The sequence below is a fragment of the Streptomyces longisporus genome (genome assembly GCF_039532765.1).
In the GTDB taxonomy this organism is placed as follows: domain Bacteria; phylum Actinomycetota; class Actinomycetes; order Streptomycetales; family Streptomycetaceae; genus Streptomyces; species Streptomyces longisporus.
In genome coordinates this window covers 385,663-405,579 of the sequence record NZ_BAAASG010000002.1, presented here as the reverse complement: position 1 = coordinate 405,579, position 19,917 = coordinate 385,663, and the positions used below count along the sequence as shown (strand labels likewise).

At 71.9% G+C, this 19,917-nt stretch carries 22 protein-coding genes and 1 pseudogene; 14 read left to right on the top strand and 9 right to left on the bottom strand.

Annotation, left to right across the window (positions count from 1 at the left end; translation table 11 throughout):
• Positions 1-3: 3 nt before the first annotated feature.
• Positions 4-423: a YciI family protein gene (locus ABD355_RS03495; RefSeq protein ID WP_344398526.1), complete on the bottom strand. Its 420-nt coding sequence runs from the start codon at positions 421-423 to the stop codon at positions 4-6.
• 148 nt (positions 424-571) lie between these two features.
• On the opposite strand from ABD355_RS03495, the gene ABD355_RS03490 reads away from it, so the two are divergent.
• On the top strand, positions 572-1,312 hold the full coding sequence (locus tag ABD355_RS03490; protein ID WP_344398525.1) for a VOC family protein: 741 nt from the start codon (positions 572-574) through the stop codon (positions 1,310-1,312).
• On the opposite strand, the gene ABD355_RS03485 is transcribed toward ABD355_RS03490, so the two are convergent.
• The 3 genes and pseudogenes from ABD355_RS03485 to rho all read right to left on the bottom strand — a co-directional run bounded on the left by ABD355_RS03485 (position 1,309) and on the right by rho (position 3,412).
• Entirely contained in the window at positions 1,309-1,851 is a 543-nt protein-coding gene (locus ABD355_RS03485; RefSeq protein ID WP_344398524.1) for a GNAT family N-acetyltransferase, read from the bottom strand. The two genes, ABD355_RS03490 and ABD355_RS03485, sit on opposite strands and share 4 nt — an antisense overlap.
• A 105-nt stretch (positions 1,852-1,956) precedes the next feature.
• A pseudogene (locus tag ABD355_RS03480) lies at positions 1,957-2,238 on the bottom strand (MmyB family transcriptional regulator); the annotation flags it as partial.
• A gap of 31 nt (positions 2,239-2,269) precedes the next feature.
• Positions 2,270-3,412, bottom strand: coding sequence for a transcription termination factor Rho (gene rho, locus ABD355_RS03475; protein WP_344398523.1), 1,143 nt, complete (start codon positions 3,410-3,412; stop codon positions 2,270-2,272).
• Positions 3,413-3,848: 436 nt separating this feature from the next.
• Here rho and ABD355_RS03470 point away from each other — a divergent pair, with 436 nt between their 5' ends.
• On the top strand, positions 3,849-4,769 hold the full coding sequence (locus tag ABD355_RS03470; protein WP_344398522.1) for a zinc-binding dehydrogenase: 921 nt from the start codon (positions 3,849-3,851) through the stop codon (positions 4,767-4,769).
• Between the two features lie 293 nt (positions 4,770-5,062).
• Here ABD355_RS03470 and ABD355_RS03465 read toward each other — a convergent pair whose 3' ends face one another.
• Positions 5,063-5,830, bottom strand: a complete 768-nt coding sequence (locus ABD355_RS03465) for an NPP1 family protein (protein ID WP_344398521.1) — start codon at positions 5,828-5,830, stop codon at positions 5,063-5,065.
• 147 nt (positions 5,831-5,977) lie between these two features.
• Between ABD355_RS03465 and ABD355_RS03460 the strand changes: the two genes are divergently transcribed.
• From ABD355_RS03460 to ABD355_RS03425, 9 genes are all read left to right on the top strand, one after another.
• Positions 5,978-6,478 (top strand): winged helix-turn-helix transcriptional regulator, encoded by a 501-nt coding sequence (locus ABD355_RS03460; protein ID WP_344398520.1) that lies wholly within the window; start codon positions 5,978-5,980, stop codon positions 6,476-6,478.
• A 104-nt stretch (positions 6,479-6,582) separates the two neighbouring features.
• Positions 6,583-7,092 (top strand): SRPBCC family protein, encoded by a 510-nt coding sequence (locus tag ABD355_RS03455; protein WP_344398519.1) that lies wholly within the window; start codon positions 6,583-6,585, stop codon positions 7,090-7,092.
• Entirely contained in the window at positions 7,092-8,150 is a 1,059-nt protein-coding gene (locus tag ABD355_RS03450) for an LLM class flavin-dependent oxidoreductase (RefSeq protein WP_344398518.1), read from the top strand. The genes ABD355_RS03455 and ABD355_RS03450 overlap by 1 nt, the downstream gene beginning before the upstream one ends.
• Before the next feature lie 93 nt (positions 8,151-8,243).
• The gene (locus tag ABD355_RS03445; RefSeq protein ID WP_344398517.1) at positions 8,244-8,987 is read left to right on the top strand and encodes an SgcJ/EcaC family oxidoreductase; all 744 of its coding nucleotides are present in this window, start codon (positions 8,244-8,246) and stop codon (positions 8,985-8,987) included.
• The gene (locus ABD355_RS03440; protein WP_344398516.1) at positions 8,984-9,262 is read left to right on the top strand and encodes a YciI family protein; all 279 of its coding nucleotides are present in this window, start codon (positions 8,984-8,986) and stop codon (positions 9,260-9,262) included. Before ABD355_RS03445 ends, ABD355_RS03440 begins: the two co-directional genes overlap by 4 nt.
• Positions 9,259-10,515 (top strand): RNA polymerase sigma factor, encoded by a 1,257-nt coding sequence (locus ABD355_RS03435; RefSeq protein WP_344398515.1) that lies wholly within the window; start codon positions 9,259-9,261, stop codon positions 10,513-10,515. Before ABD355_RS03440 ends, ABD355_RS03435 begins: the two co-directional genes overlap by 4 nt.
• A 172-nt stretch (positions 10,516-10,687) precedes the next feature.
• Complete coding sequence (locus ABD355_RS03430) at positions 10,688-12,172, top strand: MFS transporter (protein WP_344398514.1); 1,485 nt, start codon at positions 10,688-10,690, stop codon at positions 12,170-12,172.
• A gap of 29 nt (positions 12,173-12,201) precedes the next feature.
• Complete coding sequence (locus ABD355_RS44875) at positions 12,202-12,438, top strand: hypothetical protein (protein ID WP_486388669.1); 237 nt, start codon at positions 12,202-12,204, stop codon at positions 12,436-12,438.
• A gap of 189 nt (positions 12,439-12,627) precedes the next feature.
• Positions 12,628-13,233: a DUF1353 domain-containing protein gene (locus ABD355_RS03425; RefSeq protein ID WP_344398513.1), complete on the top strand. Its 606-nt coding sequence runs from the start codon at positions 12,628-12,630 to the stop codon at positions 13,231-13,233.
• Positions 13,234-13,237: 4 nt separating this feature from the next.
• Here ABD355_RS03425 and ABD355_RS03420 read toward each other — a convergent pair whose 3' ends face one another.
• The gene (locus tag ABD355_RS03420; protein ID WP_344398512.1) at positions 13,238-13,633 is read right to left on the bottom strand and encodes a nuclear transport factor 2 family protein; all 396 of its coding nucleotides are present in this window, start codon (positions 13,631-13,633) and stop codon (positions 13,238-13,240) included.
• Positions 13,634-13,728: 95 nt separating this feature from the next.
• On the opposite strand from ABD355_RS03420, the gene ABD355_RS03415 reads away from it, so the two are divergent.
• Positions 13,729-14,454 carry a class I SAM-dependent methyltransferase gene (locus tag ABD355_RS03415; RefSeq protein WP_344398511.1) on the top strand — a complete coding sequence of 242 codons (726 nt, stop codon included), beginning with the start codon at positions 13,729-13,731 and terminating at the stop codon, positions 14,452-14,454.
• 20 nt (positions 14,455-14,474) lie between these two features.
• Here ABD355_RS03415 and ABD355_RS03410 read toward each other — a convergent pair whose 3' ends face one another.
• A complete protein-coding gene (locus ABD355_RS03410; protein WP_344398510.1) occupies positions 14,475-16,550 on the bottom strand; it encodes an ATP-binding protein in 2,076 nt (691 codons plus the stop codon).
• 104 nt (positions 16,551-16,654) lie between these two features.
• Here ABD355_RS03410 and ABD355_RS03405 point away from each other — a divergent pair, with 104 nt between their 5' ends.
• On the top strand, positions 16,655-17,557 hold the full coding sequence (locus ABD355_RS03405) for an MEDS domain-containing protein (RefSeq protein ID WP_344398509.1): 903 nt from the start codon (positions 16,655-16,657) through the stop codon (positions 17,555-17,557).
• Positions 17,554-17,826 (top strand): hypothetical protein, encoded by a 273-nt coding sequence (locus ABD355_RS03400; RefSeq protein WP_344398508.1) that lies wholly within the window; start codon positions 17,554-17,556, stop codon positions 17,824-17,826. Before ABD355_RS03405 ends, ABD355_RS03400 begins: the two co-directional genes overlap by 4 nt.
• On the opposite strand, the gene ABD355_RS03395 is transcribed toward ABD355_RS03400, so the two are convergent.
• Both ABD355_RS03395 and ABD355_RS03390 read right to left on the bottom strand, forming a co-directional pair.
• Positions 17,796-18,551 carry a GntR family transcriptional regulator gene (locus ABD355_RS03395; protein WP_344398507.1) on the bottom strand — a complete coding sequence of 252 codons (756 nt, stop codon included), beginning with the start codon at positions 18,549-18,551 and terminating at the stop codon, positions 17,796-17,798. The genes ABD355_RS03400 and ABD355_RS03395 overlap by 31 nt on opposite strands.
• 130 nt (positions 18,552-18,681) lie before the next feature.
• Positions 18,682-19,848 carry a serine hydrolase domain-containing protein gene (locus tag ABD355_RS03390; protein ID WP_344398506.1) on the bottom strand — a complete coding sequence of 389 codons (1,167 nt, stop codon included), beginning with the start codon at positions 19,846-19,848 and terminating at the stop codon, positions 18,682-18,684.
• Between the last annotated feature and the right edge of the window lie 69 nt (positions 19,849-19,917).

Sequence of the window (19,917 nt, the reverse complement as noted above, 5' to 3'; positions counted from 1 at the left end):
GAGTCACTTGAAGGTGCATTCCGTGGTGGTGGACTGGGCGCCCAGGAACGGGCGCAGCTCCAGCCACTCGTGGATCGGCTTGCCGCCCGCACCCGGGGCGGCCGACAGCTCCCCGGCCAGCTCGACGGCGCGCTCGTGGCTGTCGACGTCGATGATCATCCAGCCGGCGATGAGGTCCTTGGTCTCGGCGAACGGGCCGTCGGTGACCGGGGGGCGCCCCTCGCCGTCGTATCGGACGAAGGTCCCCTCGGGGGCGAGCGCCTGGCTGTCGACGAACTCGCCGGTCGCCTCCAGCCGGGCCGCGAAGTCGCGCATGTACTGCACATGGGCCGAGATCTCTTCCGGGGTCCACTGCTCCATCGGCACGTCGTTGACCGCGGCCGGGGCGCCGCGGTAGTGCTTGAGCAGCAGGTACTTGGCCATTGTGGTTCTCCTCGGTTCGGTGCGCCCCATTGTGGTCGCGTTCACCCCGGGGACGGAGCCGGGCACGGGTTCTCGACATCGCCGGCCACCTTTTTCCGGCGAGTGAACAGTTCGTCCGGTGTCGGAGCTGCTGCCTAGGATCATCGGCATGGCACTGCGACCTGTTCAGGTGAACATCAAGGCTGTCGACGCTCGGGCGGTCGGCCGGTTCTGGGCGGAGGCGCTCGGCTGGCATGCCTACAGTCCCGGCGCGACCACTTACGTCGGACCGGGCGGCGGCCTCGTCTGGCCGCACCCGACCGCTGTCGGCATCGACGTCGTTCCCGTCCCGGAACGCAAGACGACGAAGAACCGTGTTCACCTCGACCTCGCCACCACCTCCGCGGCCCATCAGGCGGAGCTGATCGCGCGCCTTGAGGCTCTCGGTGCGACGCGCGCCGACGTGGGCCAGGGCAAGGTGCCGTGGACGGTCCTCGCCGATCCGGAGGGCAACGAGTTCTGCGTGCTGGAGCCCCGGGAGATCTACCGCGACACCCGGCCGATCGCCGCGGTGGTGGTCGACTGCGCGGATCCGCGGGCCATGGCCCGGTTCTGGGACGAGGCGCTGGACTGGACCCTGCACGAGGTGAGCGACGATCATGCGTCGTTGCGCTCCGCCGCGGGGGTCGGCCCGTATCTCGAGTTCCTCCGCACGCCCGATGTGAAAACCGTGCCGGACCGTGTCCATCTCGACCTGCTGCCCCACCCCGGTGACGACAAGGCGGCGGAGGTGGCCCGGCTTCGGGCCCTCGGCGCCACCGGCCTCGACATCGGCCAGGGCGACGTCCCGTGGACCTGCCTGACCGACCCGGAGGGCCACGAGTTCTGCGTCCTCGCCCCCACGGTCTAGCTCGTGGCGTCGGGCTTCCAGTCCTTGGCGAGGAGCCCGAGCAGCACCTCGTCCAGGAACTCGCCCATCACCCAGGCCGAGGAGCGCAGGACGCCCTCGCGGACGAAGCCGTTGCGCTCGGCGGAGCGCAGCATCGCCGCGTTGTCCGACAGCGTCTCGATCTGCAGCCGCTGCAGGCCGAGCACGACGAAACCGTAGTGGCACAGCACCGCGACCACGTCGGTGCCGTAACCCTTGCCACGGCAGGACGGCCGCAGGCCCAGCCCGATGTGCGCGGACCGGTTGTGGTTGTCGATGCCCCACAGCGTCGCGGTGCCGAGCAGGGTGTCGCCCTCCAACGCCACCACGGAGAACTTGACGCTCCCCTCCTTCAAGTCGTCCACGGCCAGCCGCGGGTCCTTGGAGCCGGGCGCGATCGGACGCCACGGCCCGCTCGCGGAGCGCGAGGAGTTGACCACGTCGTCGTAGAGTTCGGCCCGGAGTATCGGGATGTCGTCCTCGTGCCGGGCCCTGAGCCCGACCTTGCTGCCTCTGGGCACGCAGGCTTCCTACCCGACCGGCCTGGTCGGCGGCAATCCGATAAAGGACCTCAACTACCGCGTACGAGCCATGCGTTGACGCCGTGGCGGCCGGTGGACGCGACGCTAGCGCCGATGGTCATTCGCCTCGGCGCCAAGGGCGTTGAGCAGGGCCAGGGCGTCGGCGCCGGGCGAACCGGGCGGTGCACTGTAGAGCACGAGGTGCTGGTCGCGGTCGGTGAGGGCGAGCGCGTCGCAGTCGACGGTGATCTCGCCGACGGCGGGGTGGCGGAAGGCCTTGGTGAGCGTCGGCGCGGTGTGCACGTCGTGCCGTTCCCACAGCCGGGCGAAGTCGGTGCTGCCGGCGCGGAGTTCGTCGACGAGGCCGGTCACTGCGGGATCCGCCGGACAGCTCCCAGGATCGTCTCCTGGGGCCCGGTCAGTCGGTCGGCAGCGTCGGCTGGATGCGGCGCAGGAACGTGGCGTTGTCGGGGGTGTCCCGCATGCGCTCCAGGAGGGTTTCCAGGCCGGCCTGGCCGTCGCGGGACTGCAGGACGCGGCGCAGGCCGCGTACGGCGGTCAACTCGGCCGCGGACAGCAGGAGTTCCTCGCGGCGGGTACCGGACGGGTTGATGTCGACGGCCGGGAAGACGCGGCGGGCGGCGAGGTCACGGCTGAGGCGGAGCTCCATGTTGCCGGTGCTCTTGAGCTCCTCGAAGAAGTAGTCGTCGGCACGGGAGCCGGTCTCGACCAGCGCGGTGGCGAGGATCGTGAGCGAGCCGCCCTCCTCGGCCAGCCGGGCGGCGCCGAAGAACCGCTTGGGGCCGAGCAGCGCGGTCGCGTCGACGCCGCCGCTCAGCGTGCGGCCACCGGCGGCGGCCGCGTTGTTGTGCGCCCGGCACAGCCGGGTCAGTGAGTCCAGCAGGATGACGACGTCCTCGCCGGCCTCGACGAGCCGCTTGGCCCGCTCGATGACGAGTTCGGCCAGGGCAATGTGCTGCTTGGCCGGCCGGTCGAAGGTCGAGGCGTACACCTCGCCGCGCACGGAGCGCCGCATGTCGGTGACTTCCTCGGGGCGCTCGTCGAGCAGCACCACCATCAGGCGGCACTCGGGGTGGTTACCGGCGACGGCGGCCGCGATCTGCTGCAGCAGCACGGTCTTGCCGGTCTTGGGCGGGGCGACCAGCAGGCCGCGCTGGCCCTTGCCGACGGGTGCGATCAGGTCGGCGACGCGCCCGGTCAGGCCGGCCGCCGGGTGTTCCAGGCGCAGCCGGTCGCGCGGATGCAGCGGGGTGAGGTCGCGGAAGTGGCGGCGGCCGCGCAGTTCGTCGGGCGTGCGCCCGTCGACCCGTACGACCTCGGTGAGGGCCCGCCGGCCGTCGCGTACGCCTTCGACGAGGTCGCCCTTGCGCAGGCCGTGACGGCGGATCAGCGCGGGGGAGACCGAGACGTCGGAGGACGAGGCCAGCAGGCTCGCGGCGCGCAGGTGCCCCTTGCCGCCCGCGTCGATGTCGAGGACACCGGTGGTTTGCTGGGTCGTGGGCTCCTGCTTGACAGGGGGGTGTTCGAGAGTGGTGGTCATGGGAATCGGTCCTTTCGAGGACGGATGGCATGAGACATGCGGAAGGAAGGGGTGGGAGGCCGCGGAACGCAGGCGGACCAAGCGCCTTCGGCGGCAGGAACACACCTCGGGTACGGCACGGCCGTGCCGGCTGCGAGGCGGTGCTGGAAAGCCGGTGCGCCGACCGGGAACGGCGGGCGATGCGGCGAACTGAAGAGGAACTGACACCGGCGCCCTCAACGGGGGGCGTACACAGGTGCTGTCAGGACAGTACCACAAGGGGTACGGCGTCAAACCGCTCCTCTGCACCTGTCAACGCGTTGACGGCCTGGCTTGTTCCGCGCATCCGTCCCCACTCGACGAGATGTGGTCGGCCGCCGCCCGGTGCAGGCGGGAAGAACTGCGGATCGGTCACAGTTGGCGTGGGACGAGTGTCCGACGACGAGAAGGGCAAGTCATGCGCGCACTGATCGTGGACCCCGGGGCACCCGGAGGGCTGCGCCTGGGGGAGGCTCCTGATCCACGGCCCGCGCCGGGCCAGGTGCTCGTCGAGGTCCGGCACACCTCGTTGAACGCGGCCGAGCTGTGGTTCGCGCAGCAGGCGGCGCCGGGCGAGGTGATCGGCTTCGATGCGGCCGGCGTCGTCGTGGCCGCCGCGGCGGACGGCACCGGGCCCGCGCCGGGCAGCCGGGTCGTGGGCTTCGCGGAGGGCGGTGGATTCGGGGCGCTGCGGGCCATGGACGTGGCCGATGTCGCCGTCGTTCCGGACGGCGTCGACCTCGGCGAGGCCGCCGCGCTGCCGGTCGCCGCGGGTACCGCGCTGCGGGCGCTCGACCAGGCGGGGGCGCTGCTGGGCCGCCGGGTGCTGGTGACCGGGGCCTCCGGCGGGGTGGGCGGATTCGCGGTACAGCTCGCGCGGCTGGGCGGGGCGCAGGTCGTCGCGGTGGCCGGGTCCGAGGACGGGCGGCGGTGGGTCGCCGAACTGGGGGCGGACGAGGTGGTGGGCGGGGTCGGTGAGCTGACCGGGCCGCTCGACGTGGTCATCGACACCGTGGGCGGCGACCAACTCGCGGCCGCCTACGGCCTGTTGGCGTCGGGTGGCAGCGTGCAGAGCATCGGCTGGGCGTCGGGGAGGGAGGCCGTGCTGCCCGTCGGGTCGACGCTGGGCAGCCCTGCGCCGAAGGCGATCGTGTCGGTCTACAACGGCGGCGGACTCACCGACCGCCAGGACCAGTTGGGGAGGCTGCTGACCCTGGTGGCCGCCGGAAGGCTGCGTGTGCCGGTCGGCTGGCGCGGCCCCTGGGACAAGATCGCGGATGCCGTGGAGGCGCTCGGCAGCCGCAGTCTGCGGGGGAAGGCGATCCTCGACATCGAGTGAGTTCCATCCGCCCCTCATACGGCGCCGAGATGCATCTGAGCGCGCTCAGGGCAGGCATGCCGTTCGTGATCCTGCAGCCGATCCCGCTGCTGCCGGCGCTGCGGTCGGCGTGGTGCTCTGCGGCTGTGCCTCCCTGCTGGGCGCGCTGGTCACGCTCCTGCTGGTCCGTGGGAACACCGCACGCTCGGCGGTGGCCGCGGGCGAGCCGGCGGTGCAGGCAGCGTCGGCGCAACGGCAGGTGTGGGAGGCCGGGTCCGTGACCCCGGACTCTTCCCGTGTGCCCGATGTTCCCGTCAGGCGTTGGGGTCGAACGGGATTCCGGCGGGCATGGAATGGGCCAGGGCGTAGGAGAAGTCACCGTCCTTGATCTTGATGGTGGCGGCTCCGAAGTCCGCGCTCAGGAGCTTGTCGCGGAAGCCGTCGGGATAGCCGTTCCAGCCGACCAGACGGGGGTAGAACCAGCCGCCGGTGGCGTTCTCCGGCGGCTCGTCGTGGGTGTTGGCGAAGCGGAAGCAATGCGTCGAGACGCCGTCCTTGTGGTAGACGATCTTCGGGTGGGTGCCGTCGAAGCGCACCGACGAGCGGGCCGCCACCTGATAGCCGCTGTGCTGCGACACCGACACGTACCGGACCTCGTTGTCGCTGATCCACACGACCACGTGCTCCCAGTCGTGCCGGTGCCCGATGGCGGCAGGTCCCAGGGTGGCCTGGTCCTTCTCGAAGTAGCTTGCGTACATCACGGCGCACCAGCCGTTGTCGCACTTCTCGCGCGAGTAGGTGTTGGCGTTGGCCAGCTGGGCCATGTCGTGGCAGTGGCCGTTGACGTCGCCGCCCAGCTTCAGACCGGGGTTGATGGTGCCGTCGGCGCCGATGGCGGCGGTGGCGTAGCAGCCGTCGCGGTCGTAGTCGTAGGCCGGGGAGAAGGACTGCTCCAGGCCGTCGGCGTGCTGCGGCAGCAGCTGCAGGACGTTCGCGTGGGCACTCGCCGGGATCGCCACGACGAGTGTCAGCGCGCCGAGCGCACCGACGACGGCCTTCGTGAGAGAGGTCAACTTGCCCATGGCGGCTCCTGGTTGGACGGATCGCGTCAGCCTTGCAGCTGGTCCAGACCATGACAGTGTCCGCGGCAACCGTCAATACTTAAGGAAAGGGGTGAAGCTGTTGGCCGCAGGGGTGGGTCTCATCGTGAGACTGGCTATCGTGAGCGCATGAAGCGGACGTCGTTCTCGAACTGGCCGTGCTCGATAGCCAGAACCATGGACCTGGTGGGTGACGCGTGGACGCCCCTCGTGCTGCGCGAGGCCTTCTACGGGATCCGCCGTTTCGACGAGTTCCAGAAGGAACTGGGCATCGCCCGCAACACCCTGGCCGACCGGCTGCGCCTCCTCGTGGACGAAGGTCTGCTCGACAAGCAGCCCTACCAGGAAGAACCCGTGCGCCACGACTACGTGTTGACCGAAAAGGGACGGGACTTCTTCGGCGTACTGGCTGCGATGTCCCGGTGGGGCGACCGCTGGCTGGCGGAGGAGGCGGGCGCCCCGGTCGTCTTCCATCACGACGCATGCGGCCATGACACCGAGGCCGAGGTGGTCTGCGCCGAGTGCCGGGAGCCTTTGCTGGCCGAGGACACCTCCATGCGGATCGGCCCCGGCTATCCCGAACGGCTGCGGCAACGGCCGGACATCCGGCGCCGGTTCGGCGCGGCCTGACGGCCCCGACAGCACCAGCGGAACGCCCGAGGCCTCTTGACATCACCAGTCCTATAAAGCAACTCTGAAGGTCAGACCCCTTAACGACGAGGAGGCTGGCCGGTGTGAAGTGGACTGGAGCGCACTACACGGACAAACCCACCGTCGAGGTCCGGACCTGGATCGGCGCCCCGCCGGAGCGGGTGTGGGCGCTGGTCACCGACATCGGGCTGATGCCGAGCCTGAGCGACGAACTCCAGTCGGTCGAATGGCTCGACGGCGCCACCGGGCCGGCGGTCGGCGCCCGCTTCCTCGGCCGCAGCAAGCACCCCGCGTTCGGCGAATGGGCCACCACCTCGTACGTCATCGAGTACGAGCCGCAGCACGTCTTCGCCTGGGCGGTGCAGGACCCCGCCGAGCCCTCCGCGATCTGGCGCTTCCGGCTGCACGAGGGAGGCGGCGGCACCGAGCTCTCGCAGTGGATGCAGCTGGGACCCGGTCGCTCCGGTCTGTCCGTGGCGATCGACCGGATGCCGGAGAAGGAGCAGAAGATCGTGTTCGTGCGGATGCGGGAGTTCGAGCACAACATGACCGTCACCCTCGAGCACATCAAGAAGCTGGCGGAGGCCCGCTGATGCGTACCGCGACCACGATCGAGGCCTCCGGCGGTGAAGACTGGTCACAGCAGGCCGACTTCGTCGTCGAGGCCGAGAAGCTCGGCCTCGACCTCTGCTGGGTGGCCGAGGCATGGGGCTCCGACGCGCCCTCCGCTCTCGGCTACTACGCGGCTCGCACCGACCGGATGCTGCTGGGATCCGGCGTCCTACAGGTGGGCACCCGCACGCCGGTCGCCGTCGCGCAGACCGCGATCACCCTGTCCAACCTCTCCGGCGGACGGTTCCTGCTGGGCCTTGGGGCATCCGGGCCGCAGGTGATGGAAGGGCTGCACGGCGTCCCGTTCGCCCGGCCGCTGTCCCGGGTCCGGGAGACCGTGGAGATCGTGCGACAGGTGCTCGACGGCGGCAAACTCTCCTATTCTGGAAGGGAGTTCACCATCCCGCTGCCCGGCGGCGACGCCGTTCCCATGCGGCTGTCGACGCGGGCCGAACACGACATCCCCCTCTACCTCGCGGCCCTGTCACCGGCCATGCTGCGGCTGACCGGCGAGATCGCCGACGGCTGGCTCGGCACCAGCTTCGTGCCCGAGGGCGCTGCGGGGGCGTACTTCGCCCACCTCGACGAGGGCCTGGCCCTCGGCGGCCGCAGCCGCAGCGACCTGGACGTCTGTCAGGGCGCCGAGGTCGCCTTCGCCCCCTACGAGGAGGCACTCGGCGCGATGGTGGCGGGCCGCAAGAAGGAACTGGCCTTCAGCCTCGGCGGCATGGGCTCGGCGTCGACCAACTTCTACAACCACGCCTACAGCCGCCAGGGCTGGGCGGAAGTGGCGGCCGAGGTGCGCGAGCGGTGGCAGGCGGGCGACCGGGACGGTGCGGCCGGCCTGGTGACCGACGAGATGGTGCTCGGTACGACGCTGATCGGCACCGAGTCCATGGTCCGCGCACGGCTGCGGGTGTGGCGGGACGCGGGAGTGGACACCGTTCGTCTGTATCCGGCCGGGCAGGCCCTGGACGACCGGCTCGGCACCCTGGGCCGGGCCATCGAACTCGTGCGGGAGGTCGACGGCCCCGAGTGAGCCCGTCCAGGGGAAGGCTCGTCCGGGGTGTCGATTGCGGCGGACCCCGTTCGTCGGTGGGGTGTAGGAAGCTCATGACGACCGGGAGGACCCATGAAGTACATGCTGCTCGTCTGCGGCGACGACACCGCGGACGCCTCGGGCATGGCACCCGTCGAACCCTGGGTGGAAGAGCTCGGCGACCGCGGCGTCCGGCTGCACGGCCACCGGCTGGCCCTGCCCTCCGAGGCGGTCACCGTGCGGGTGCGCGGGGGCGAGGTGCTGCGCACCGACGGCCCGTTCGCGGAGACCAAGGAGTACGTCGCCGGATTCGACGTCCTGGAGTGCGACAGCCTGGAGGAGGCCGTGGCGGCCGCCGCCAAGCACCCGGTGGCCACCATCGGGGCCATGGAGGTGCGTCCGTTCTGGCCGATGTGGGACGAGGAGGACGAGGAGACGTCGATCCGCCGGCTCGACGCCGAGCTGACCGAGGCGGCCCGCGAGCGCGACGCGGAGCGGATGCTGGCCTGCTACGCGCCCGACGCCGAGATCTTCCACCTCGCCGACGGCGGGCAGCGGCAGGGCCTCGACGCCTTCCGCAAGGCGGTGGAGAACGAGTTCGCCGCCGTCACCGGGCCCGTCACCCGCGAGGTCCTGGAGCTGCGCATCCACACGGACGAGAGCATCGCGTTCGCCCACGCCCTCGTGCGCACGCGGGCCACCCGCACGGACGGCACCCCCCTGGACGACGTGCTGCGTGTGACCACCGGCTACCGCAACGCAGGTCTGCGCTGGCTGATCACCCACGAGCACCTCTCGCCCGCCCCGGACGCCCACCCGGCGAAGGACAGGCCGTGAAGTACGTGCTGTTCGTCTGCGCCCCCGCGGACGAGGAGGAGCCCGCCCCCACACGGGTCACCGCCCGCCTGCGGCCGCCCTCCGATGCCACCACCGTGTGCGTCGCGGGCGACGAAGTCCTCCTCGGCGACGGGCCGTTCGCCCGCACCGAGGAGTACATCGCGGGCGTGGACCTCGTGGAGGCCGACGACCTGGACGAGGCCATCGCCCTCGCCGCGCGGCACTCCGCCGCACTCGGCGGCGGCACCGTCGAGGTGAGGCCGGTACGGGAGTGAACGTGCCCGATGTCGAGGAGGCCGTCGTCGCCGCCTTCCGCGAGGAGTGGGGCCAGGTCGTCGCCACCCTCATCCGGGTGACCGGCGACTGGGACCTCGCCGAGGAATGCGCCCAGGACGCCTTCGCCCAGGCCCTGGACCGGTGGCGGCGCGACGGAGTGCCGCGCCGCCCCGGCGCCTGGCTGACCACGACCGCCCGCAACCGCGCCCTCGACGTGCTGCGCCGGGAGGCGGTGGGGGCGGCGAAACTGCGGGAGGTGGCAGTGCTGGCGCGCGACGAGGGACCGTACGACCCGGACTGCGACGGCGAGGACAGCGGTGTCCAGGACGACCGGCTGCGACTCATCTTCACCTGCTGCCATCCCGCACTGGCCATCGAGGCGCGGGTCGCCCTGACCCTGCGCACCCTCGCCGGACTGACCACTGCGGAGATCGCCCGCGCCTTCCTGGTCCCCGAGGCGACCATGGCGCAGCGCCTGGTGCGCGCCAAGAAGAAGATCCGCAACGCGGGCATCCCCTACCGGGTGCCGCCCGCCCACCTCCTGCCCGAACGCACCACCGGTGTGCTCGGAGTGCTCTACCTCCTGTTCAACGAGGGGTACGCGGCCACCACCGGCGGCGATCTCGTGCGTACGGACCTGTGCGCGGAGGCGATCCGCCTCGCGCGCGTGCTGGCCCGCCTGATGCCCGACGAGCCCGAGACGCTCGGCCTGCTCGCCCTTCTGCTGCTGCACGACGCGCGCAGGCACACGCGCGTGGACGCGGCCGGCGAGCTGGTGACCCTGGAGGACCAGGACCGCACCGCCTGGGACCGCGCCGAGATCGACGAGGGCGCCACCCTGCTGGAGACGGCACTGCGCCGCGGCAGCCCGGGCCCGTACCAGATCCAGGCCGCCATCGCCGCCTGCCACACCACCGCCGCCACGGCCGAGGACACCGACTGGGCCGATATCGCCGGGCTGTACGGCGAGTTGGCCCGCTTCGTGCCCTCCGCCGTGGTCCGCCTCAACCGGGCCGTGGCCGTCGGCATGTCCGAGGGCCCTGACGCGGGACTCGCCCTGGTCGCCGAACTGGAACACGAAGGAGACCTGGCCGGCTACCACCTGCTGCCCGCCACCCGCGCCGACCTGCTGCGCCGCAGCGGACGTACGACGGAAGCCGCCGAGGCGTACGAACGGGCACTGGAACTGGTGGAGAACGACGCCGAGCGGAGGTTTCTGGAGAAGCGGCTCGCGGAGTGTCGATCCGCGTAGGGGCCGTTCGTCGGTGGGGTGAAACAACCCCACGACACCGGAGGCCCCCGATGACCGCTCACGCCCCCCGCCCCAGCAGGTTTCGCCGGCTCCTCGCCTCGCTGCGGCGGGCACGCCCGACCACCGGCACGCCCGATGTCTGGCTGGCCGGCCTCCGGCTGGGAGGCTGACCGTGAACGCCGGCAACACCCGCCGCTGGTCCGCGCTCGCCCTGCTCTGCGTCGCCGGGTTCATGGTGATCCTCGACGCGCAGATCGTGCTGCTCGCCCTCCCGTCGATCACCCGCGGGCTCGGCCTGTCCGCGGACGGTGCCCAGTGGGTGATGAGCGCCTATCTGCTCACCTTCGGCGGGCTGCTGCTCCTCGGCGGCCGCACCGCCGATCTGCTGGGCCGCCGCCGCGTCTTCATGACCGGAACGTTCCTGTTCGGGCTGTCCTCGCTGCTGTGCGGATGTGCCTGGAACGCCGGAGTGCTGATCGCGGCACGCGCCGTGCAGGGCGTGTCGGCCGCCGTCATGGCGCCCAGCGCGCTCTCCCTGCTGGTGGACACCTTCGAGGAGGGCCACGACCGCAACAAGGCGCTCGCCATCTGGTCCGGCAGCGGCGGCTTCGGCGCCACCGCCGCCCTGCTGATCGGCGGACCCCTCACCGACGTACTCGGCTGGCAATGGGTCTTCTTCCTCAACGTCCCCGTCGCACTGCTGCTACTGACCCTGAGCCCTCTGCTCCTGCGCGAGAGCCGCACCGGGACACGCTCGCGTGCCTACGACCCGGCCGGCGCACTCACCGTCACCGCCGCGCTCGTGGCCTGTGTGTACGCCGTCGTCGAGGCGCCCCGCGCCGGATGGCTGTCGGCGCGCACGACGGGACTGCTGGCCGCGGCCGTGCTGCTCACCGCGCTCTTCATCCGTGTCGAGGCCCGGTCCACGGCGCCCCTCGTCCCCCTACGCCTGCTGCGTGCGCGGACGGTGAGCGGTGGCAACCTGGTCGTCTTCCTGCTCGGCGCCACCGCCTTCGGGATGTCGTACACGCTGTCCCAGTACGGGCAGGGCGTGCTCGGCTACTCGCCGCTGCAGTTCGGCCTCGCCAACGTGGTGATGCCGGCCGGCGCCGTCCTCGGCTCCTACGCCGGGCAGGCCCTGGTCACCCGCATCGGTGCCCGACCGGTCGCGGTCGGCGGACTCGCCCTGGTCGGCGCGGGCAGCCTGCTGCTGGCCGGAGTCCCGGTGGACGGCGCCTTCGTCCGTGACCTCCTCCCCGGCCTGCTGCTCTTCGGACCGGGCCTGGGCGCCTGCGCGGTGGCCGGTTCCATCGCCGCGCTGACCGGCGTGGGGGAGCGGGAGTCCGGGGTGGCCTCCGGCATCAACACCGCGGCCTTCCAGATCGGCGGCGCCTTCGGGGTCGCCGTCGTCACCTCCGTGGCCCTCTCCCACGGGGGCGCCCCCGAACGGCTCGCGGCCCTGACCGAGGGCTACCGGTCTGCGTTCACGGCCTGTGCCGCGCTCGCGGCGGCCGGCCTGGCCTGCGCGCTGGTGCTGCTGCGCAGGCCGCGGGGACGGGAGCCGCAGCTCGTATCGTCGGCCGGGGCCACGAGGCGCCGCGGGACCGCGGTTCGACGTGATGCACCCCTTCTACGACCCGTCCGACGGCCCGACTGACGCACTGGTATGTCGACTTCCAGCAGCCGATGCGTCGCGCAGCCATCGGCTTCGACACCTTCGACCTGCTCCTGGACCTGGTGATCGTCCCCGACCTGTCGCAGTGGAGATGGCAGGACGACGGCGATGATCGAAGAGCGAACGGGCCCCTCCGCCGCCGCGGGCCGGCGGAACTGGCGCTCCGAATCCCACTGGCCGGCGCCTTCGCTGCCCGCCGACACGCTGACCGTCGGCCTTCCCTGACTACGCGTCGAGCGCGTTTGTGATCGCCCCCGCCGTGGGCCGCGTACCCGCCGTCGAGAGGTGCGCCTCCGCCGACCGTCGCCTGACCTCGGCGGACGGCCGGAACCGGGCCACCTCGGGCGTCCGTGGTTCCGGGTGGCCCGTGGTGCTTGCCGCGGTGGATTTGCGGCTATATCTCCGGTGTGGGAGTCGATCCGAGGAAGGCGGGCAGTATGGATCGCACGGATCCCTTCACCGGTGATGTGGTCGTCAAGGCGACGGTGGCCGGAAGGCTGTGGGAGCTCCAGCAGGGGTTCTGCTACAAGAACCCGGAGCATCTCGATCACGGGGGCACCACCGGTCCCATTGCGGTACCAGCCCTGCTCAAAACGGACTTCGCGTCGGTGCCGCGTGCCTTCGTCTGGCTGTTTCCGCGCTACGGGGTGTACACCCGCTCGGCCATCCTGCACGACTCCCTGTGCGGGGACCAGTCGGTGCAGCGTGCCGAAGCCGACAGGATCTTCCGCATCTCCATGAGGGAACTCGACGTGGCGCTGCTCCGTCGCTGGGTGATGTGGGCCGGAGTCCGTGCGGGTGGTATGTGGAAGGTCGTGAAAGAAGGCGGGATGTGGCAGGCGGTCCGCTCGCCTGCGGTCTTGAAGAGAGCCGCGGGATGGCTCCTCGTCGCCGTACCGGCCGCGGTGTTCCTGGCCGTGCCGGCCGTCGTGATCAGCGTGTGGCTCTTCCTCTTCTGGCTGATCGAGAAGGTCCTGTACCTGGTGCTCAAGGCCTTCAGGAAGGAACCCAACCACCCCAAGCTGCTCTTCAGGACCAGCTGAGCCGTCAGGCCCGCGCCTGCGCCTCCTTCTCGATCCGGTCGAACTGTGCGCCCATGGCCGCAGCCAGGGCCTGCGCAGCGGACAGCGGGCGCACCATGACGGTCAGTTCGTCGATCAGGCCGTCCTCGTCGAGGTGGATGAAGTCGCAGCCGCTCAGCTCACGGTCGCCCACCCGTGCCGCGAACACCAGCGCGTGGTCACGGCCGTCGGCCCCGGCGAGCTCGCGCTCGTAGCGGAAGTCCTCGAAGACCTGCGAGACCGCGCGCAGGATCGCCGCGGTGATCGCCTTTCCCGGGTAGGGCTTGAACACCACCGGGCTGGTGAAGACGACGTCCTCCGCCAGCAGGGCCTCGACGGCGTCCATGTTGCCGGCCTCGACCGCCTTGCGGAACGCACGCATCGGATCACCTCATAGTGAACTAGTTGAGTAGGTGCTGATGAGAGTAATCAGCCGCGGGGGGCGTGTCCAGCGCCCGTTCCCCTAAGCTGACGCTGATGTTCAGCCCCGAAGGTCCCAGTCTGCGCGAGCTCGCCGTCCAGGCGCTGTCGTCCGTCGAGCACGGCTACGACCTGCTCGCCCCGAAGTTCGACCGCACTCCCTTCCGGACCCCCGACGCGGTGCTCGAAGCCGTCGCCTCGGCGCTGGCGCGGACGGGGCCCTTCGACGCGGGGCTCGATCTGTGCTGCGGCACCGGGGCAGGAGTCGATGTGCTGGCGCGGGTGTGCCGGCGGAGCGTCACGGGGGTCGACTTCAGCGCAGGCATGCTCGCCGTGGCCCGGCGGGGTGAACGGTCGGCCGGGCCGGCGGTGTCCTGGGTGCGGGGGGACGCCCGCGCGCTCCCCTTCGCTCCGGGCGCCTTCGACCTGGTGGTGAGTTTCGGCGCGTTCGGGCACTTCCTGCCCGACGAACTGCCGGGCCTGTTCGCCCAGGTCCACTCCGTGCTGCGGCCCGGCGGCAGCTTCGCCTTCCCCATCCTGGCCCCGCCGAGGCCCACCTCACCGGCGTTCTGGATGCTGCTGGGGTTCGATGCGGTCATGCGGGTGCGCAATGCCCTGTGGCGGCCGCCGTTCGTCATGTACTACAGGGCCTTTCGGCTCGGAGACGTGCGGCGGGAGCTGGAGTGGGCCGGGTTCCGCGTGGGCCTCCAGGAGCTGCCGGAGTTCGGGCGGCGCGGCGACGGCAGCCCGCGCGTGCGGATGGTCGTCGCCGTCCGTTCCTGACCCAAGGCGGGGGACGGCGGTCACAGGCCGTTCGGGTCTGCCATGTCGCCCAGCGCCAGTGCGATCGCTGCGTCCGGCCCCAACTCCCGCCCCTCGCGCACCGCTTCGTCGAACCGGACGTCCCCCAGCGAGGCGCGCAGCCGACGCTCGAACTCACGGTGGAAGACCGTCAGGTCGGGTCTGCCGAGCTGCGGCAGACCCGCCGCTTGCCACAGCCGCCGACTGATGCCAAGGAGACGGGCGGCGAGCTCCTCCTCGCCGCGCGAGGCCTGTGCGACCACCAGCAGGTCGGCGACCGCGGCCGCCCCGATCCGGTCGTGCACCCGCCACTTGGCGGTCAGCGCCTCGCGTGCCGAGAGCACCGCCTCGTCCGGATGGCCGAGACCGATCCCCGCGAGCGACACGAAGAAGTCGCCCCAGGCCCGCATCCACAGCTCCCCGCGCTTGGCGCACTCGGCGCGCAGCCGCTCCGCGACCGCCGCGCACCGCTCGAACGCGGCCTGGCTCGCCAGCAGATACGCCTGCACGGCCAGCGTCAGCAGCTGGAAGAACTCGGCGCCGCCGTCTGCCGCAGGAGCCTGCCGGACACTCCCGTACAGCACTGCCGACCGCGCCGACTCACCCCGCACGGCCAGGCTGGCCCCGGTCAACGGCAGGGCGGGCACCGGCAGTCGGCGCTCCTCGGCCAGCCATACATAGGCGGCGCTCACCGACTCGGCCGCCTCCAGGTCGTCCGGGACGACGGTGACCAGCCGGTGCGCCCACACCGCCAGGGTGTGCTCGGGCCCACCGCCCTCGGGGGTGTGACGCAGCGCCCGCTCCAGATAGGTGCGGCCCTCCTCGGCGAAGCCGCAGGCGAACCAGAAGAACCAGAGGGTGCCGGTGAGTTCGAGCGCCGTCTCGGGCTCGCGCGCGGTCAGGCACTCCTCGATCGCCAGCCGCAGGTTGGCGTGTTCCGCGGTCAGCCGCTCGGCCCACATCCGCTGGCCGGGTCCGAGCCACTCCGCCTCGCCCTGGCGGGCGATCCAGCGGAAGTAGTCCCGGTGGCGGCGGCGCACCGCCTCCGCCTCACCCAGCCCCGTCAGCCACTCGGCGCCGAACGAGCGGACCGTGTCCAGCATCCGGTAGCGCACCGCCGCGCCCTCACCGTCCCGGGTGACGATGGACTTCTCGGTGAGCGAGGCGAGCAGGGCGAGGATCTCCTCCGCATCCAGGGGGCCGCCGTGGCACACGAATTCGGCCGCCTCCACGTCCCAGCCGCCCGCGAACACCGAAAGCCGCGCCCACAGCAGCCGCTCCAGCGGCGTGCACAGCTCATGGCTCCAGCCGATCGCGGTGCGCAGCGTCTGGTGCCGGGCAAGACGCGGCCGGGCGGGCGAGACCAGCAGGTCGAAGCGGGAGTCCAGGCCCTCCAGGAGCCGGTGCAGGGGGAAGCCGCGCAGCCGTACGGCGGCCAGCTCCAGCGCCAGCGGGATCCCGTCGAGCCGGGCGCAGACCGCGGCCACATGCGGCCGGTTGGCGTCGGTGAGCGCGAACGAGGGCACCGCGGCCGCCGCCCGGGCCGTGAACAGCGCCACCGCGTCGTCGCGTTCCCCGAGCGGCAGCGGCGCCACCGTCAGCAGATGCTCGCCGGGCACGCCGAGCGGCTGCCGGCTCGTGGCCAGAATGCGCAATTCCGCAATGCTCGCGAGCAATTCCTGTGCGACCCGTGCGCACTCGTCCAGGACATGCTCACAGGTGTCGAGTACGAGCAGTACGGGCGCCCCCGCGAGGTGTTCGCAGACCGCCTGCAGCAGTGGCCGCAGCGTCTGCTCGGTCAGCCGGGTCGCCTGCGCCACGGTGTTCGCCAGCAGATCCGGATCCCTGAGCTCCGAGAGCTCCACCAGCCAGGTCCCGCCCGGGAACCCGGCCTTCGCGGCATGCGCGGCCCGCAACGCAAGACGGGACTTGCCCACACCCCCGGGCCCCGTCAGCGTCACCAGCCGCTCGGTCCCCAACAGCCCCGAGATTTCAGCGAGTTCGAGCCGGCGGCCGACGAACGCGTTCGCCTCGGCGGGAAGGTTGCCGATCCTGCCGCCCTGCACAGAGGCCGCCATCGTCCCCCCTCACCCGGAACCGATGGCGGACACGATAACCCCTCACGGCAGGGCTGCTTCCGGCGTAGCGTGGAAGCGGTCCGTCCACCGAGGGAGGTACGGGGATGGCCCTCACACCCACCCTGAAAACCGTGGGGCAGATGCGCCAGGGAGACCACCTGCTCCTCGGCTACGACACGGACGAGGAGCGTGAGACCGTCCTCGTCGCGTTCCTGCTGGACGGCCTGGCCAGCGGACAGCGCGGCCTCCTGCTGCCGCCCGCCGACATCCCGGCCGGCGTGGCCCTGTCCTTCCTGGAGGCGCACGGCTGCCGGGTCGACGAGGAGCTCGCGGCCGGCCGGCTGCGCGTCGACCCGCACCTTGCCGGCCCCGAGGGACTGTGGGACCTGGACGAGGTGATCCGCCGCGAGACCCGCAGCGCCGTCGGCGACGGCTTCCTCGGCCTGCGGGTGTGCACGGAGATCCTGCGCGCCCAGGCCGGCAAGGAACTCAGGACACTGCACGACAGCGAGCTGCTGCTCGACCCCGTCTTCTCCTCCCTGCCGGTCCTCGGCATCTGCCAGTACGACCGCCGCATCTTCGACGAGACGGAACTCGCCCCGCTCGCCGGCCTGCACCACGGCCGGGTCGGCGCCGACGACGTGTGGCGCGACGACCTCCTCGCCATCACCCGCACCTTCGCACCCCCCGGTCTCGCCCTCGCCGGAGAGGTCGACGACACCAATGTCACGGCCGTCGCCCGGGCCCTGCACTCCGAGACGGCCCGCGCCCGGGCCCGCGCCGCGGACGGCGCACGCATCCATCTCGACCTGCACGAGCTGCGTTTCATCGACGTCGGCGCGCTGCGCCTGCTGGTGTTCACGGCGCTCGCCCTGTACGCGGCGGACGGCACCCTCGAACTGTCCGGAGTCGCCCCGCACGTCCAGCGGGTGATGCGGGTGACCGGCTGGGACCGGGTGCCCGGCCTGCGCATCGCGCCGGAAGGGGAGGAAGGAGAAGGACCGTGACCGGCTTCCTGGCGGTGGTGAGCACCCGCGGCAGGAGCCGCACCGGAGGGTCCGCGTCGAGTGTGACGAACACGCCCCGCCGCTTGCCCGCCGCGGCAACAGGCATCCCCTTCGCCCGCGGCCGCACCGCCGCCGCGTACGCCCGCCGCCTGGGCATGCCCGAGCAGCGGACGTACGACCTGATCGCCGACGACCAAGGCCCCGTCGTACGGCTGTACTTCCGGCGCCCGGGGCGCGCTCAGCCCGCGGCGGGCAGTGTGAACTCGTAGACCAGGGCGTCCGGTTGGGCGTCCACCACCAGGTCGGTGATCTCCAGCGGCCGTGCGTACTGGTCGTGCACGCGCCGTCTGACCCGCACCGAGGGCGCGTCCGCGAGCGGGGTGATGGAGTCCCGGTGGTGCAGGGTCAGGCCCGCCCTGCGCATCCAGTCGTAGGCGCGGCGCAGCTGGGCGGAGGCGGCGCCGTCGGCGCGGTCGCGGTAGCGGGCCAGCTCCTCGACCTCGGTGAGCGCCACCGCGGAGAACGAGGTCACCGCCGTGCGGCGGCCGCGGCCGTCGGCGCCGGCCGACTCGTAGCGGTGCACGAGCGTCTGCGAGCGCGGGGCGAGCCCCAGCGCCTCGGCGTGCTCGGGCGGTGGCGTCTCCCAGGTGACCGTGGCCCGGTCGACGGCGCACGGGTCCGCGACCCGGGCGCCGACCGGGAAGGTCAGCGAGGACGCCGTCTCCACCGGCAGGCCGGGCAGCACGGCGTGACTGCCCCGCCGGTCGGTGGCGACCAGACCGTCCCGGCGCAGCACCTCGAGCGCCTGCCGGACGGTCTCCCTGCTGACACCGAAGTGTCCGGCCAGCTGCCGTTCGCCCGGCAGCCGTTCACCGGGCGGGACGGTGCCGTCGCGCAGTTCGCCGAGCAGCTTTGTCGCGACGCGCCAGTACAGCGGACCCCCTCGGCGATCGCCTTCGTCGAGGGGAGGGTCGTGCGGGGTGGTGCGGGCCATGCCGCGCCTCCTGTTGGTGACGGAACGTAGCCGTGCGGGCTCATTGCGCCACCAGATCTAGCATTGGTCTAAACCACCAGGGAAGACCGACCCGGTGGTTCGGCCGAAACCGGTCCGCGCCGTGTGCCGTTCACAGCGCCCGGTACACGGCCTCGACCAGAGCCATCTTCCGCGGGTCGTCCGCGATCTGAGGCCCCATCCGGTTCATCACATACCCCACCGACACCCCCGCCTCGGGGTCGGCGAGCCCGCAGGAACCGCCGAAGCCGTCATGTCCGAAAGCCCGCGGGTTCGGCCCGTACGAGCCGCTCGTGCCGCTCAGCCACAGGCCGAGACCGATCTCCGTCTCATGCCCGAGCCCGGCGCCGAGCACCAGGTCCAAGCAGCTGCCCTGCCCCTCACGCACGCGCTCGACCGCCTCGGGTGACAGGATCCGGTGGCCGTCGTACGAGCCCCGGCCCGCGAAGATCCCGTACAGCGCGGCGACCGCCCGCGCCGTCCCGTGCCCGTTCGCCGCCGGGATCTCTGCGGCCCGCCACTCGGGCGTGTTCGCCTCGCCCGCGCCCACCAGCGGATTGGCCAGCGCGGCGAGCGCCTCCGGCCCCAACTGGCTGAAGATCGCCGCCTGTTCGCTGCTGGACGCGGCAGGCGGATGCACCAGCTCGGCCGCCCGCCCGGCCTCCTTCTCCGGCAGCCCGACGGTGAAGTCGATCCCCAGTGGCCCGGTCACCTCCCGCTCCAGAAAGGCCCCTGGCAGCAGCCCCGAGACGCGCCGCACGACCTCACCGATCAGGAAGCCGTAGGTGAACGCGTGATACCCGGACCGCGTCCCCGGCTCCCACCAGGGCTCCGTCGCCGCGAGCCGCTGCGTGGTCAACTCCCAGTCGTAGAACTCCTCCAGCGAGTGCGGCTCACGCAGCCCGGACAGTCCCGCCCGGTGCGACAGCAGATGCCGTACGAGGACCTTGTCCTTGCCGGCCGCGGCGAACTCCGGCCAGTACGCGGCCACCGGGGCGTCGAAGTCCAGCAGCCGCCGGTCGGCGAGGACGTGCGCGCACAGCGCGACCGGTCCCTTGGTCGTCGACCACACATTGACCAGCGTGTCGCGCTCCCAGGGCCGGGTGCGCGCCGCATCGGCCCAGCCGCCCCACAGGTCCACGACGGTCGTGCCGCCGACGGTGACGGCGACCGCGGCGCCGAGTTCATCCCGCTCCCGGAAGTTCTCCTCAAGCGCCGTCCGCACCGCGGCGAACCGCTCGTCGCAGTGACCGTGCACCTCTGGTTCGCGCTCCGTCATGGGGTCCTCCGTCGTCCGCCGGAAACCCGGGCCGCGACGCTGCGGCCCGGGCAACCTGAACGTACCGAC

What these genes read in the sequence shown, in the direction of transcription:
- ABD355_RS03495 (WP_344398526.1), bottom strand. Translation starts at nt 423, where the DNA reads ATGGCCAAGTACCTGCTGCTCAAGCACTACCGCGGCGCCCCGGCCGCG.
- ABD355_RS03490 (WP_344398525.1), top strand. Translation starts at nt 572, where the DNA reads ATGGCACTGCGACCTGTTCAGGTGAACATCAAGGCTGTCGACGCTCGG.
- rho (WP_344398523.1), bottom strand. Translation starts at nt 3,412, where the DNA reads ATGACCACCACTCTCGAACACCCCCCTGTCAAGCAGGAGCCCACGACC.
- ABD355_RS03470 (WP_344398522.1), top strand. Translation starts at nt 3,849, where the DNA reads ATGCGCGCACTGATCGTGGACCCCGGGGCACCCGGAGGGCTGCGCCTG.
- ABD355_RS03465 (WP_344398521.1), bottom strand. Translation starts at nt 5,830, where the DNA reads ATGGGCAAGTTGACCTCTCTCACGAAGGCCGTCGTCGGTGCGCTCGGC.
- ABD355_RS03460 (WP_344398520.1), top strand. Translation starts at nt 5,978, where the DNA reads ATGAAGCGGACGTCGTTCTCGAACTGGCCGTGCTCGATAGCCAGAACC.
- ABD355_RS03450 (WP_344398518.1), top strand. Translation starts at nt 7,092, where the DNA reads ATGCGTACCGCGACCACGATCGAGGCCTCCGGCGGTGAAGACTGGTCA.
- ABD355_RS03445 (WP_344398517.1), top strand. Translation starts at nt 8,244, where the DNA reads ATGAAGTACATGCTGCTCGTCTGCGGCGACGACACCGCGGACGCCTCG.
- ABD355_RS44875 (WP_486388669.1), top strand. Translation starts at nt 12,202, where the DNA reads ATGCGTCGCGCAGCCATCGGCTTCGACACCTTCGACCTGCTCCTGGAC.
- ABD355_RS03425 (WP_344398513.1), top strand. Translation starts at nt 12,628, where the DNA reads ATGGATCGCACGGATCCCTTCACCGGTGATGTGGTCGTCAAGGCGACG.
- ABD355_RS03420 (WP_344398512.1), bottom strand. Translation starts at nt 13,633, where the DNA reads ATGCGTGCGTTCCGCAAGGCGGTCGAGGCCGGCAACATGGACGCCGTC.
- ABD355_RS03415 (WP_344398511.1), top strand. Translation starts at nt 13,729, where the DNA reads ATGTTCAGCCCCGAAGGTCCCAGTCTGCGCGAGCTCGCCGTCCAGGCG.
- ABD355_RS03410 (WP_344398510.1), bottom strand. Translation starts at nt 16,550, where the DNA reads ATGGCGGCCTCTGTGCAGGGCGGCAGGATCGGCAACCTTCCCGCCGAG.
- ABD355_RS03405 (WP_344398509.1), top strand. Translation starts at nt 16,655, where the DNA reads ATGGCCCTCACACCCACCCTGAAAACCGTGGGGCAGATGCGCCAGGGA.
- ABD355_RS03395 (WP_344398507.1), bottom strand. Translation starts at nt 18,551, where the DNA reads ATGGCCCGCACCACCCCGCACGACCCTCCCCTCGACGAAGGCGATCGC.
- ABD355_RS03390 (WP_344398506.1), bottom strand. Translation starts at nt 19,848, where the DNA reads ATGACGGAGCGCGAACCAGAGGTGCACGGTCACTGCGACGAGCGGTTC.